Source organism: Actinomyces sp. B33, from assembly GCF_028437565.1.
Classification (GTDB): Bacteria; Actinomycetota; Actinomycetes; order Actinomycetales; family Actinomycetaceae; genus Pauljensenia.
In genome coordinates this window covers 72,546-85,493 of record NZ_JAMRYR010000004.1, presented here as the reverse complement: position 1 = coordinate 85,493, position 12,948 = coordinate 72,546, and the positions used below count along the sequence as shown (strand labels likewise).

12 protein-coding genes and 1 tRNA gene are annotated in these 12,948 nt (G+C 69.7%); 4 read left to right on the top strand and 9 right to left on the bottom strand.

What is annotated here, in order from left to right:
* Positions 1-106: 106 nt before the first annotated feature.
* Positions 107-571 (bottom strand): TM2 domain-containing protein, encoded by a 465-nt coding sequence (locus M3T53_RS06980; RefSeq protein ID WP_272433784.1) that lies wholly within the window; start codon positions 569-571, stop codon positions 107-109.
* A 293-nt stretch (positions 572-864) separates the two neighbouring features.
* On the opposite strand from M3T53_RS06980, the gene M3T53_RS06975 reads away from it, so the two are divergent.
* The gene (locus tag M3T53_RS06975) at positions 865-1,926 is read left to right on the top strand and encodes an A/G-specific adenine glycosylase (RefSeq protein WP_442866938.1); all 1,062 of its coding nucleotides are present in this window, start codon (positions 865-867) and stop codon (positions 1,924-1,926) included.
* Positions 1,927-2,286: 360 nt separating this feature from the next.
* Here M3T53_RS06975 and M3T53_RS06970 read toward each other — a convergent pair whose 3' ends face one another.
* The 7 genes from M3T53_RS06970 to M3T53_RS06940 form a co-directional block, all read right to left on the bottom strand.
* Entirely contained in the window at positions 2,287-3,696 is a 1,410-nt protein-coding gene (locus tag M3T53_RS06970; RefSeq protein ID WP_272433783.1) for an ABC transporter permease, read from the bottom strand.
* Positions 3,693-4,382 (bottom strand): ABC transporter ATP-binding protein, encoded by a 690-nt coding sequence (locus M3T53_RS06965; protein ID WP_272433782.1) that lies wholly within the window; start codon positions 4,380-4,382, stop codon positions 3,693-3,695. Before M3T53_RS06965 ends, M3T53_RS06970 begins: the two co-directional genes overlap by 4 nt.
* A 1-nt stretch (position 4,383) precedes the next feature.
* Positions 4,384-5,457 carry an efflux RND transporter periplasmic adaptor subunit gene (locus tag M3T53_RS06960; RefSeq protein ID WP_272433781.1) on the bottom strand — a complete coding sequence of 358 codons (1,074 nt, stop codon included), beginning with the start codon at positions 5,455-5,457 and terminating at the stop codon, positions 4,384-4,386.
* A 222-nt stretch (positions 5,458-5,679) separates the two neighbouring features.
* Positions 5,680-6,429, bottom strand: a complete 750-nt coding sequence (locus tag M3T53_RS06955; RefSeq protein ID WP_272433780.1) for a CPBP family intramembrane glutamic endopeptidase — start codon at positions 6,427-6,429, stop codon at positions 5,680-5,682.
* A gap of 651 nt (positions 6,430-7,080) precedes the next feature.
* Entirely contained in the window at positions 7,081-7,878 is a 798-nt protein-coding gene (locus tag M3T53_RS06950; RefSeq protein ID WP_272433779.1) for an ABC transporter permease, read from the bottom strand.
* The gene (locus M3T53_RS06945; protein WP_272433778.1) at positions 7,875-8,840 is read right to left on the bottom strand and encodes an ABC transporter ATP-binding protein; all 966 of its coding nucleotides are present in this window, start codon (positions 8,838-8,840) and stop codon (positions 7,875-7,877) included. The genes M3T53_RS06950 and M3T53_RS06945 overlap by 4 nt, the downstream gene beginning before the upstream one ends.
* Positions 8,841-9,070: 230 nt before the next feature.
* Positions 9,071-9,144 (bottom strand) — tRNA-Gly (locus M3T53_RS06940).
* 259 nt (positions 9,145-9,403) lie between these two features.
* On the opposite strand from M3T53_RS06940, the gene M3T53_RS06935 reads away from it, so the two are divergent.
* The 3 genes from M3T53_RS06935 (at position 9,404) to trxA (ending at position 11,414) form a co-directional block, all read left to right on the top strand.
* On the top strand, positions 9,404-9,844 hold the full coding sequence (locus M3T53_RS06935) for a (deoxy)nucleoside triphosphate pyrophosphohydrolase (RefSeq protein WP_272433777.1): 441 nt from the start codon (positions 9,404-9,406) through the stop codon (positions 9,842-9,844).
* A gap of 146 nt (positions 9,845-9,990) precedes the next feature.
* The gene (locus tag M3T53_RS06930; protein ID WP_272433776.1) at positions 9,991-10,713 is read left to right on the top strand and encodes a TetR/AcrR family transcriptional regulator; all 723 of its coding nucleotides are present in this window, start codon (positions 9,991-9,993) and stop codon (positions 10,711-10,713) included.
* 335 nt (positions 10,714-11,048) lie between these two features.
* Complete coding sequence (gene trxA, locus M3T53_RS06925) at positions 11,049-11,414, top strand: thioredoxin (protein WP_272433775.1); 366 nt, start codon at positions 11,049-11,051, stop codon at positions 11,412-11,414.
* Positions 11,415-11,519: 105 nt separating this feature from the next.
* Here trxA and M3T53_RS06920 read toward each other — a convergent pair whose 3' ends face one another.
* Positions 11,520-12,929 (bottom strand): sugar porter family MFS transporter, encoded by a 1,410-nt coding sequence (locus M3T53_RS06920; RefSeq protein ID WP_442866937.1) that lies wholly within the window; start codon positions 12,927-12,929, stop codon positions 11,520-11,522.
* Between the last annotated feature and the right edge of the window lie 19 nt (positions 12,930-12,948).

Below are 12,948 nucleotides of genomic sequence, written 5' to 3'. Positions count from 1 at the left end.
AGAGCCTAATGGATCGGCCCCGACGCGCGGCATGAGGGGGTTCCCGGGTTGTTCCCGGTCCTCGGCGCGTCGGGGCCGATGAGTCCGCGCGAGGCGGATGAAAGGCTCAGGCGAGGGGGACGCCGGCGGAGTCCGTGGCGTAGATCCACTTGCGCGCGGCAACGCAGATGATCGTCACGAGCGCCCAGATGCTGACGACGAAGAGGAGGAAGCCGCCGAGCAAGAACAGGACGAAGCCGCCGCCACTGGGCGAGGCGTAGGGGGACTCGACGATGGAGACCGCGATCATCGCGCTACCGGCCAGGTACAGGACGCCCGCTAGGACGGACAGGACGAGCTTGATGATCCCGTACTTCTTGTAGCCCATGTAGAAGTCGACGATGCCCAGGCCGCCGAGGAAGATCGACAGGAGCAGCGCGGTCATATGGGACTTCGGCTGGGCGTAGCCCGAGGCGGGCTGGGCGTAGGCCGCATCGTACTGGGGCTGGCCGGCGGCGGCCGGGTACTGCGGCTGGGCCGGGTCGGCGCCCTGCATGTAGGGGTTCTGATCCTGCGGAGCGGGGGTGGTCATCGAGGCTCTCCCTGTGTTGAGGATGTGATGCGCGCCTCGGCGAGGCGCGGGTTCGTGCGCTGTTCCGGCGCCCGATCGTCAACGACGGTACAGGCATCTCAGGGCTTATGAACAGTTTTCTGCCAAACATGCTGCCGATCACACCCGAGGGCCCGCCGATCGAGAGGCGGACGGGAGCCGCTCGACGCCCAGGCCCGATGCCGCCGATCCTGCGGCGGCGACCGCGGCTTCGCACCGATGCGCGGCGATCGCTCGGATCGCCGCGCCGGGCGCCTGCCGATACGCTGACCGCCATGACCCGCGCGCCCGACGACCTGCGAGAGGCCCTTCTCGACTGGTACGCCGCATACGGCCGCGACCTGCCGATGCGCCGCCCCGACGTCGCCCCGTGGGCCACCCTCGTCTTCGAGGTCATGAGCCAGCAGACCCCCATCCCCCGGGTCCAGCCCGTCTGGGAGCGCTGGATGCGGCTGTGGCCCGAGCCCGCCGACCTCGCCGCCGCCTCCCCCGCCGACGTCCTCGTCGAATGGGGGCGACTGGGCTACCCGTCGCGCGCCCTGCGCCTGCGCGACTGCGCGATCGCCATCGCCGCCAGGCCCGGCGGCCGAGTCCCCGCCGACTACGAGGAGCTCCTCGCCCTGCCCGGGATCGGCCCGTACACGGCCTCGGCCCTGGCCTCCTTCCAGTTCCACGCGCGCCTGCCCGTCCTCGATACGAACGTCCGCCGAGTCCTCGCGCGCGTCCTCGACGGCGCGCAGTTCGCCCCGAAGTCCGCTCCGACGAGGACGGAGACCGCGCGGGCCGCCGCGCTCCTGCCCGTCGACGGAGCGGATGCCGCGCGGTGGAATGTGGCGGTCATGGAGTTCGGCGCGCTCGTGTGCACCCAGCGCTCCCCCTCGTGCGACGGCTGCGTCCTGCGCGGGCGCTGCGCGTGGGCAACCGCCGGATTCCCCGAGGCGCCCACCCGCCCGCGCGGTCAGGCGTGGGCGGGCACGGACCGCCAGGCCCGGGGCAGGGTCCTCGCGGCCCTGCGCGGCCTCCACGAGGAGAACCGGGCGTCCTCGGTGCCGCCGGCGCGACCGTCGGAAGAGAAGGGGCGTTCAGCCTCTCCGCCATCGCAGTCCTCCGAGGCCGCGAGCGCGACCGGCCTGTCCCGGGTCCCCGGCCCGGCCGCAGGCCAGCCGATCGGCCTGAGCCGTGAGGAGGCGCTGCGGGCCGCGACGCTGCCCGACGCCGATCCCGCGCAGGCCCCGAGGGTCCTCGCCTCCCTCGTCGCCGACGGACTCGTCGCCGAGGACCCGGCCGGGCTCATCACCCTGCCGGGGCGCTCCGACGCCCCCGGCGAGCGCGGGTGACTCGGCACGGTACCCGTCGGTTGCCGGCATGTTCGACACCGCCCCCGCGCGGGCGACTCGGACGACGAGCCTTCTTCTCGGCCTCGAAAGCCCACTCCCCCGGCCCGCGCGGGCGATTCCGACACCGAGCCCTTCATCACCGGCTGCGCGCGGACGACGCCCTCGGCGCGGACGGACGATTCCCTCGCCGCACGACCGCAGGCGCGTCCCCGATCCCGCCCGGGCGCCCCGATCCCCGGGGAGCTCGCTGTCGCCCGGCCCGGTTCTGCGACCGGACGCACCCGCGCTTCGAGGGGATCGGCAGCCGATCGCGCCGGCGAGGCCGCCAACGAGTACGAGCGGGTCCCGCGTGTCGAAGGCTCAGTAGCGGATCGCGTCGATCGGCTTGATCTTGACCGCGGCGAACGCCGGGATGATGCCGCACAACGCGCCGATCGCCGTCGAGATCGCGACGCCCGCGGCCGCCGCTCCGACGGGGAACGCCGGCTTGTCCTGCAGGTAAATCTCGAGCGATTCCAGGGGCATGAAACGGATCACGAGGATCGCGATCCCCACGCCCAGGACGCCGGCGACGAAGGTCGCGACGACGGATTCGAGGAACACCGCGAAGAAGACGCGCCTCGCCGATGCCCCCATGGCCCGTCGGATGCCGATCTCGCGGACCCGCTGTCGCACGGTGACGATCGCGACGTTGAGCAGGCCCAGGGCCCCCAGGAAGATGACGACGCCGCCGGCGATCATGATCCCGCGCTGGACCGACTCCAACGCCCCCTGGGTCGTCTCGTCCTTCTCGCCGCCGTAGACCTTCGCCTTCCAGCCCTGGCCGAGGACCGCCGCCACTGCGCGCGGCACGTCGCGCCGGGCCTGGTCGGCCTGGTCCTCGCCGACCCACACGAGCATCTCCGCCGAGCTCGACGACCCCGCGTCCTCCGCGCTCGGCTTGACGAGCTGCCACGTCGTGTAGTCGACGTAGGCGGTCGGCGACTCCCAGCGCGACGCGGCCTCGACGACGCCGACGACGCGGAAGAGCGTCCCCGACCCGTCGTTGGCCGTCAGGACGATCGGCTCGGCGTCGATGGGGGCGCGCCCCATGAGCCCCCACAGGTTCGAGTTGACGACGACGGGGACGACCCTCTGGTCGACGTCCGATGCGGCGATCCATCGGCCCTGGGACGGCTCGATGCGGAAGAGCGTCGAGTACGCGGGGTCCACCGCCTTGATGGACGGGGTCTCCCACCCCCATTGCGGCACCTCGACCGGCAGGCCCCGGAACGTCCCGGAGTTCTGCGCCTGGATCAGCTCGGTGAACTCCACGCCCCCGTTCTCCATCCTCGACCAGTAGGGGATCGCGAAGCGGTCGGCGACCGCGGCCATCGCGGCGCCGACGGGGTCGTTGATGATGCCGCTGGCGGCCGCCGACCACCCGGCGTCCGTGGTCGCCTCGTCCGAGGCCTTCGCTTCGGGGGTCTCGATCCACACGGGGCCGGCGGGGCCCCCGACATAGGTCATCGAGCCGCCTCCGCCCTGCTCCCCGGACGAGGCCGACTGGTCATGGGAGACGGCGACGTGCAGGGTCGTCGCCCGCCCGAGCTGGGACTCCGTGAGCTCCTTGGCGGACTGGAGCATGAGGTCGCCCAGGGCGATGACGGTGGTCATGGCGGCCACGGCGGCGACGACGCCGACGAGGGAGAGGACGACGCGGGACTTCTGCCCCTTGACCTCGCCCCACGCCTCGACGAGGGCGCCGATGATCTGATTGAGGGCGTTCATGCGTCGACCTCCTCGTGGAGCCGGCCCTCGCTGAGGTGGAGGACCCGATCGGCGCGGGCGGCGACGGCGGCGTCGTGGGTGATGACGACGAGGGCGGCGCGCGATTCGGCGGCGACCTCTTCGAGGAGCCCCATGACGAGACGGCCGGTGTCGGGGTCGAGGGCGCCGGTCGGCTCGTCGGCGAGGATCGTCCGGGGCTTGCGCACGAGGGCGCGGGCGATGGCGATGCGCTGCTGCTCGCCGCCGGACATCTGCGCGGGGTAGGAGTCGGTGCGGTCGCCCAGGCCGACGCGCTCGAGCATGCGCCGGGCGAGGTGCTTGCGCAGCCAGAAGTCGGTGCCGGACGCGTACAGGAGCGGGACCTCGACGTTCTCCAGGGCGGTGCGCGTCGGGAGGAGGTTGAACTGCTGGAAGACGAATCCGAAGGAGTCTCCGCGCATCCTCGCCCGGCGGCCCTCGCTCAGGTGGACCGCGTCGGCGCCGTCGACAGTGTAGGTCCCCGAGGTCGGCTTGTCGAGCATGCCGATGATGTTGAGCATCGTCGATTTGCCGGTGCCGGATCGTCCGACGATGGACACGTGGTCGCCCTCGTCGAGGCTCAGGTCGACGCCCCGCAGGATGTGGAGGTCCTGCCCGTTGGGGAGGACGACGGTGCGGGTCACTCCCGCCAGTTCGATGAGCGCCATGTCATTCCGCCGACGCCGACTCGTCGCCGAACGCGATCGCGTCGCCGGTCCCCTGGGCGTCGCGCTCGGCCTCGGCGTTGGGCGTGTACTCGAGGATCTCGGTGGATTCGTCGATGCCGGAGAGGACCTCGACCTGCTTGCCGTCGGTCAGCCCGAGTTCGACGGCGGTCTTCACGGGCTTCGCGGGGTCGTCGCCGACGGCGTACACGTAGCCGTGCTGGTAGCGCCCTTCGACGGCCGAGGCGGGGACGAGGAGGGCCCCGGTGGCCTCGCCGGCGACGAGGTCGACGGTGACCTGCAGGCCGACGAAGACCGTCTGATCGGCGGGGATGGAGCAGCGGGCGCGGATGGAGGACGCGGTCGCCGACGATGAGGACGACGAGGACGGCGCGCGTCCGGGCTGGGCGGGCTCCGGCGTCGAGGACGGGGTCGTGGGGGTGAGGATCTCCACGTTCGTGCACTCGAAGGGCGCGGGGCCGTTCTTGACGGTGATCGTCGCCGTCTGGGGAGGCGTCTGCATCCGGTACATCTGATCGGAGGTGAGCGTGGCGACCGCGGAGTAGGTCGGGGGCTGGACGGTGGCGACGGCGTCGCCGATGGCGAAGCGCTGGCCGACGAGGGCGCTCAGGCGCAGGGTGCCGGACGCGGGGGCGTGGACGGTCGCGTAGGAGTACCAGGGCTTGCCGGGGACGATGGAGACGTTGCCGTCGGGGTCGGTGACCTCCCGGTCCTCGCCGGGCATCTCCTTGCGGATCTCGACGAGGGGGTCGCCGCTGGCGACGACGGCGCCGTCGCCGACGTAGATGTAGCTGATCTCCCCGTCGAGCGTGGCCTTGGCGGTGCTGGCCTCGTCGGCCTCGATCGTGCCCTGGAGGGACAGGGTGTTGGTGATGTCGCCTCGGGCGGGCATGACGGTGAGCTGGGTGTAGGAGGCGCTCGGGTCGAGGGATTGGGCGGCCGAGTCGTCCGAGGAGGCGGGGAAGAACGCGAATTTGACGAAGGCGATGGCGATGACCGCCAGCAGGAGGATCTTGATGGCGTTGAGGACGCCGGCGGCTCGTACTCGAATGGCCATAATGTCGCTCTCCTGTGATCCAACGGGCCTGTGGGGCCAGCGTAGGAACAGGTCCAGAGGATTCCCAGGTCTTTCAGGGAATTGCCAGGGTCAAATCAGGGAGGCGACTGCTTCCTGCGCGCGAGGGGGACAGCCCGCCCTGCGACGGGTCGGCCCCGACGACGAGGAGGGGTTCGTCGTCGGGGCCGGCTCGGGTCGCGGGCGGGCCGATGGCCGCTCCGCTCAGGCGGCGTCGACGAGGACCGGGCCGGCGGTCCTCTTGAGGTCGAACGCCAGGACGAAGGTGAGGATCAGGCGCAGCGCGAGAAGGCCGACCATGATGAGGCCGAGTACCGGGATCTCCTTGGTGGCTCCGCTGAGCATGATGTAGTCCCACAGGGCGTGCTCGACGGCCAGCAGGACGATGTTCTGGGTCCTCGCGTACAAGAGGCCGTAGCAGACGCCGACGACGGTGGTCGAGACGAGCTGGGTGGCGACCAGGCGCAGCGGCGACCCGCCGAGGATGTTGATCGCGTGGGCGGCGCCGAAGATCAGTCCGGAGATCAGGGCGGAGCGGAGGGCCGAGTGCTTGCGCAGGAACTCCTTGAGGAGCATGCCGCGCACGACGAGTTCCTCTCCGACGCCGACGCACGCGGTTCCCACGAGCGGCAGGAGGAATGCGGCAGTCGGGGTGAAACGCATCGACCAGTAGTAGGCGAGGACCCCCAGGAGGGGCACGAGCATGAGCGCGTAGTAGAGGTAGTTCGTCGGCACGGTGAAGCGCGTGGGCCGCTTCTTCGTGTAGACGAGGAAGGAGGCGATGGCGAAGACCACGAGGACGAGGAGGAAGGGGACCATCGCCTCGACGAAACCGGGTTCGCCGTAACGGATCCCCCTGACCCTGCTCACGTAGAGGAGCCCCGCGACGGTGATCGCCAGGTACGCCCCGAAAACGGCGAGGACGTGCTTCATGTAGTCCGGTGTGGAGTTCATCGTTGCCAGTGGGCGCCTTCCCCCGCCGAGCGCGGGATCATCGTTGTCGTCGGGGGCCGGCGACCGGCGCCCCGCGGTGTGGACGACGAGGATCGTAGTCCCACCCGGTCGGTCGGATCATCCCCCTGCCCTCCTGGCACCGGGGTATTCCACGTCACCCTGATCGGGAAACACCCGGGGGACGGGGCCGGGGTCGACGGCTCCTCAGGGGAGGGGTCAGGGAAGAACCAGGGGGTCTCGACCGCTCCCATCGTCGATGGGCGCGTGAGGGGAGCGTCCGGGATCGGCGTGAGCGAGGGCTCCGGCCCCAGGCGGGCGTCCGGATGAAGAATCGGCGCAGCAGCCGTGCCGCAGTCCACGTGTCCCGACACGAGTCTTCCCGCGATGACGCGCCTCGCTAAAAGGACTGTCCCCACCGCGCGCGTATCGCTGCACGAACGGCCATTGGGTCAACTTGCCAGTAAAGGAAATATCCCGAGAGTCGGTAGTAGTTCACGCGAGATAGGAACTCGGCTGCTGATGCGGTGTCAGTGACGGTTAAACCGCGTTCTTGAAGCAGCTCGACTTGTTCGTCGTACTGAGCCAGCGCTTAACCATGAGCTTCCTAGGAAATGAAAGGCCCCGGTCATTTGTGCATTGTCCCTTGCGGGGCTAAATGTCGCGGCGGCGGAACGCAACAATGGCAATGGAGATCGGGATGGCCGTCCACGCAAGAAGCACGCCGACGGCCGCTAAGGGGTTGGTGAAGTCCTTCTCACCGGGGGTGGCGATGCCCGACATCGTGTGCAGTGCCGGGGTGATGAGCACGAACTGGGCAGCCCTGTCAACGGCGGCGGGGAGGACGCCCACCAGCGAGGGAAGACACATGATCAGGAAGACCAGGAGGAAGGCGATGAGGCCGCTGCGCGTCTGGTACGCGATCGCGACGGCGAGCACCGCGTGGACGGGGATCATGAGCATCACGGCGAGCAGCGTCAGCACGGTGCGGCCGGTGAGGGCCGGAACCGGTGCCCCCGCCAGCGCGACCGTGATCATGCCAGCGGCGTGGGCCAGCACCGTCGCGACCACGGAGACCACGGCCGAGATGGCGAGCACGACAAGCAGCTTGGCCATGACGACCCGCTTTCGGACCGGCGTGAGCCGGGCGGTCACCTGGACCAGGTTGCTGGAGTTCTCGTTCGACACGAACAAGATGGCGGCGACCAGGCAGACGATGTTGGCGACATCGACACCAAGCAGAGAAACCTCGACGCGCTGACGGTCGGTCAGCTGCGCGAGGGACTTGCCCATCGTCAGGGGCACGGTCGCCTCGAACGCGACGCTGCCCAGGATGGCGCCGACGATGGCCAGGATGACGATGATGCGGCCGACCGGCCACGTGCGGGCCTTTGCCCACTCACCCGAGATCGCCGACGAGAGGGCGGCGCGACCGGTAACCACGTTGCTCATCGGGTAGCTCCAGACTCGTTCTCGGCCATTCGGGTGATCTGGAGGAAGGCGTTCTCCAGGGTTGTTTCTTTAGCGTGCAGGCGTTCGAGCGGGACCCGCGCCTCGAGGGCGAGCCGGCCGATCTGCTCCGGGGTCAGGCCGGTCACGACCATACCGGTTTCGTCGCGCTCCACCTTCCCCGACGCCTTCGATAGCGCGGCGGCCAGCGCCTCGTCGTCACCACTTCGCACGCTGACGCGATGGTTGACGGACTGCGTGGTCAGCTGGGAGAGCGTGACGTCCTCGATCAGACGGCCGCGGTCGATGATGATGACCCGGTCGGCCGTTCGCTCCATCTCGTCCATCAGGTGGCTGGAGACGAAGACGGTGCGCCCCTCTGCCGCGAGTCTCTTGAGGGTCTGGCGCATCCACAGGATGCCCTCGGGGTCGAGACCGTTGATCGGCTCGTCCAGGATCAGGATCGCTGGGTCAGCTAGCAGCGCGCCTGCGAGGGCGAGTCGCTGACGCATCCCCAGTGAGTAGCCGCTCACCTTGCGGTCCGCCGCGTCGGAGAGCCCGACCAGGTCGAGCTTCTCCTTGACCGCGGTCGGCGCGATGCCCGCTGCGCGGGCCTGCCACATCAGATGCTGGGTCCCCGTCCGGAAGCCCTGGACCGCGTTGGGGTCGAGCAAGGCGCCGATGCTGGCTGCCGGATTGGCGAGGTCCCGGAAGTCCTGCTTGCTGATGAGCGCATGCCCGCTCGTAGGACTGACCAACCCCAGAATCATCTTCATCGTCGTTGACTTGCCCGCGCCGTTCGGCCCGAGAAAGCCCGTCACGAGGCCGGGGTGGACGGTGAAGGACACGTCGTCAACGACCGCCCGACCGTCATAGCGCTTGGTCAGTCCTTGGACCTCGATCACCGCATCGGAGGCGATGGACGAGACCGCATGGGCGGCTGGAGACATCGGTGGAGTGGTCACGAGTCAGACACTAGACCGACTTTGCCGTCGTCGCGGGGTTTCCTGTGAAATGGCCGCTGAGCAGCCCCGAACCCATCTCTGTCCGGGGCCAGCCACGGCAGATCCTCGGCCCTGGGGGGACGCGCCTAGATGTACTCGGCCATCAGGTTGGCGACACTCGGCTGATCGGGGATCTATCACGTTCCACGGTACGTCGTCAACGTCACGAGCATCATGATCGACGTCATAAGTGGAGCGGGCGACGGGAGTCGAACCCGCCTCTAAAGCTTGGGAAGCTTTCATTCTACCGATGAACTACGCCCGCAGTTCGTTGGAACGCCTCGATCATACCCGCACCGGTCCGCCTCGTCCAAGTGGACCGGGAAACCGCGGAGAACCGCCGATCACCACGCCCCGACCCGCACCCCCGCCCATCGGCCATCAGCCATCTCCCATCGCTCTCGGATCGACGCGGCTCCCTCAACCCATCGCACTCGGATCGACGCGGCACGCCCTCGACGCTGGAGAACCGGAACAGGGTGAGCGCGAGCAGAACGGGCATCCCGGGCCCGTATGATGCCCGGATGAGCCCCCGCCCCGTCGTCGCCGCCGCCATCGTCGACTCCCTCGCCCGCCCCTCCCGCCTCCTGTGCGCCGCACGCGCCTACCCGGCCGACCTCGCCGGGCGCTTCGAACTGCCCGGCGGCAAGATCGAGGACGGCGAGGACCCCCTCGACGCCCTCGCCAGGGAGATCCGCGAAGAGCTCGGCGCCGACCTCGTCATCGGCCCGCGCGTCGACGCCCCCGACGGACGATGGTGGCCGATCCTCCAGGGCAGGCGCATGGGCGTATGGCTGTGCGAGGTCTCCCCCGACTCCCCCGCGCCGACCCGGGGGGACTCCCACAGCGACCTGCGATGGGTCGACCTGGAGGACCTGGCCGGCCTCGACTGGATCGGTCACGACCTCGACATCGCCCTGGCCGTCGTCGACCGGTGCTCCCTCCTCCGCGACGGATCCCGATAACCTTCGACCGCCCGGCTGGAGCGCCTCCCGTCCGCACCCACACGGCCCCGCCGCAACGGCCCCGCCGCAACGGCCCCGTCGGCCGCCCCGAGGCGGCCGCACGACTCTTTTCACGACATCGGCCCCCGATCTGTCAGAATGACCCCATGCCGAAAATCATCGGGGACACCCTCGCCGACCACCGGGCGTTGACCCGCAGCCGCCTCTTCCACGCCCTCGGCGAGCTCCTCGCCGAACAGCCCTTCGACTCGATCACCATGTCGCAGATCGCCGAGCGCGCCGACGTGGGGCGCACCGCCGTCTACAACCACTTCGCCGACAAGGAGGTCCTCCTGCTCGCGTACATGCGCGAGGTGACCACCGAGTTCACCCAGGCCCTCTCCCAGGCGCTCGACGGCGAACCCGACCCCATCGAGCGCCTGCGCGTCTACCTGCGCTCCCACCTGGAGATGACCAGCCGCTACCACCTCGTCTCCGGCGTCAGCCTGCGCAAGCAGATGTCCCCGGCCAACTCCGAGCACCTGTCCGACCACGCCGGCATGATCGGCAGGGTCCTCCTGACGATCCTCGAGGACGCGATGAACCAGGGCGCGATCCCCCGTCAGAACGCGCTCGCGCTCGTCTCCCTCGTCCACTCCTCCCTCGCCGGCCAGCGCCTGCCGCGAGACCCCCGCGAGCGCGAGGCGTCCCTCGGCCTCGTCGAGGTCTTCATCCTGCGGGCCCTCGGCGTCGACCCCGCACGGATCCCCGCATCGTCCGCCGCCGGCACGGCCGACGCCGCGCCCGAGGGCGAGGACGGGGAGCCGCACCCGCTCAGGAGCGGCGGGGACCGCGACGCGGCGTTCGCCCGCTGCCCCGCCCACCGCTGACCCGCGACCCCTCCCCGCCCGCTACCCCCGTCGGCCCCGGTTCCACGGCGTTCCACGGCGCGCGCCCACGAGACCGCCGTGCGCCCAGAGGGCGGTTGGGCGATGGAGGAGGAGGGGGAAGCGGACCGCCGCCGCACTCGGAGGGCACGTCGATTCGCCTGGGCTCGCGTGCCGCACAGCGGCGCGCCCCCGCCGCACTCGGAGGGCAAGGTCACAGCAAGGATCGACACGGCGGGCGGAATGATCCCCGATGGGGCATCGTTGAGGTGGGCATCGGGGCCGCCGAGCCCACCGACAGGCCCGCCACCCCGGGCCGCCGACCGCAGGAGGACCGTATGGCCGCCATCACCCTGACCAACGACAACTTCGAGACGACCGTCGCCGAGAACCCGATCGTCCTCGTGGACTTCTGGGCCACGTGGTGCGGCCCGTGCCGCCAGTTCGCCCCCGTCTTCGAGGAGGCCTCCAAGAAGCACCCCGACATCGTCTTCGGAAAGATCGACACCGACGCCGAGCAGCAGCTCGCCCTGGCCGCTCAGATCTCGTCGATCCCGACCCTCATGGCCTTCCGCGACGGGATCGCGGTCTTCCGCCAGTCCGGCGCCCTGCCCGGCGCCGCCCTGGAGGACCTGATCTCGCAGATCCGCGAGCTCGACATGGACGACGTGCGGGCCCGGATCGCCGCCGGGGAGTCCGCGTGACCCCTCTGATCGGGCGATGACGCGGGGGAGGGCGCGACGCGCCCTCCCCCGATCACTCCCCACGAAACCCGCGAGGAGGCTTCCGAGCGGTCGACGACCGGGCCTCTAGCGGCCCTTCGTCGTGCTGTACGACATCTCCTCGAGCTCGACCCCCTTCGTCTCGGGGATGTAGCGGACGACCAGGAGGATCAGCAGGGCCCCGACGAACGCGTACACGAAGTACGTTCCGGACAGCCCGAAGTACTCCTTGAGCACCGGGAAGAGGAAGGTCACCAGGGTCCCGCCGATCCAGTTGCCGGCCGTCGCCAGCCCGAGGCCGGCCGTTCGGATCTGATTGGGGAAGACCTCCCCGAGGAACACCCACAGGACCACTCCCCAGGTCCCGCAGAAGATGATGTAGACCATGTGCACGCTGATGAGGGACACCACCGCCCAGGCGCCCGTCAGGTTGAGGACCCCGTCGGCGGACAGCGAGCCTTGGGCGAAGGTGAGCGCGGAGACGACCATGGCCGCGAACATCCCGATCGCGCCCCACAGGAGCAGGGGCCGGCGCCCCACCCGGTCGATGACCATCATCCCCAGGAACGTCATGACGATCCCGATGACGGATGTGAGAACGGGGATGAACACGGACAGGTCGCCTTCGAAGCCGACCGTGGTCCACAGATCGGTCGCGTACAGCAGGACGTTGTTGATGCCCGCCATCTGGATGAGGAAGGCGAAGGCGAGGGCCACCCACACGACGGGGCGCAGACCGTACCGGCGGTCGACGAGGTCGCTGAATCGAGGGCGCGAACCCGTCAGCGATGCGTGAATCTCGCGGATCCGCGCCTTCGGATCCTTCTCCTCGACGACGGACACGAGGATGCGCTCGGCCGCGGAGTCCTTCCCGATCGAGACGAGGTACCGGGGCGACTCCGGGAGGAAGATCACGAAGATCCCGTACAGCACGGCGGGCAGCAGCTCCGAGATGAACATCCACCGCCAGGTGTGCAGGCCGAACCACCCCACCGCATCGGCCGATCCCGTGGCCTTGACGAGGAGGAAGTTCGTGATGAAGGCCCCGAAGATGCCGAAGGCGATCGCCAGCTGCTGGAGGGTGCCGAATCTGCCGCGCTTGTCCGCAGGGGTGATCTCCGCGATGTAGGCCGGCGCGATCACCGCCGAGATCCCCACGCCCAATCCGCCGATCAGGCGCCAGAAGACGAGGGCGGCGAAGCTGAAGGACAGTCCGCTCATCAGTGCGGAGATGGCGAAGAGCACGGCGGCCGCGACCATCACCTTGACGCGGCCGAGCCGATTCGCCGCGCCTCCGGCTACGGCGGCGCCGACCGCCGCTCCAAGACTGACGATCGAGACGACGACGCCGGTCGCCCACGCGTCCAGTCCGAATCCTGTTTCGGCGCCGGACACCGAGCCGATGGCCCCGTTGATGACGGCGACGTCGAATCCGAAGAGGAAGCCCCCCAGGGCTGCCGAGCCTGCGACCTGCAACAATCTGTTATTGCTACTCATGTGCGTTTTCCTTTGGGTG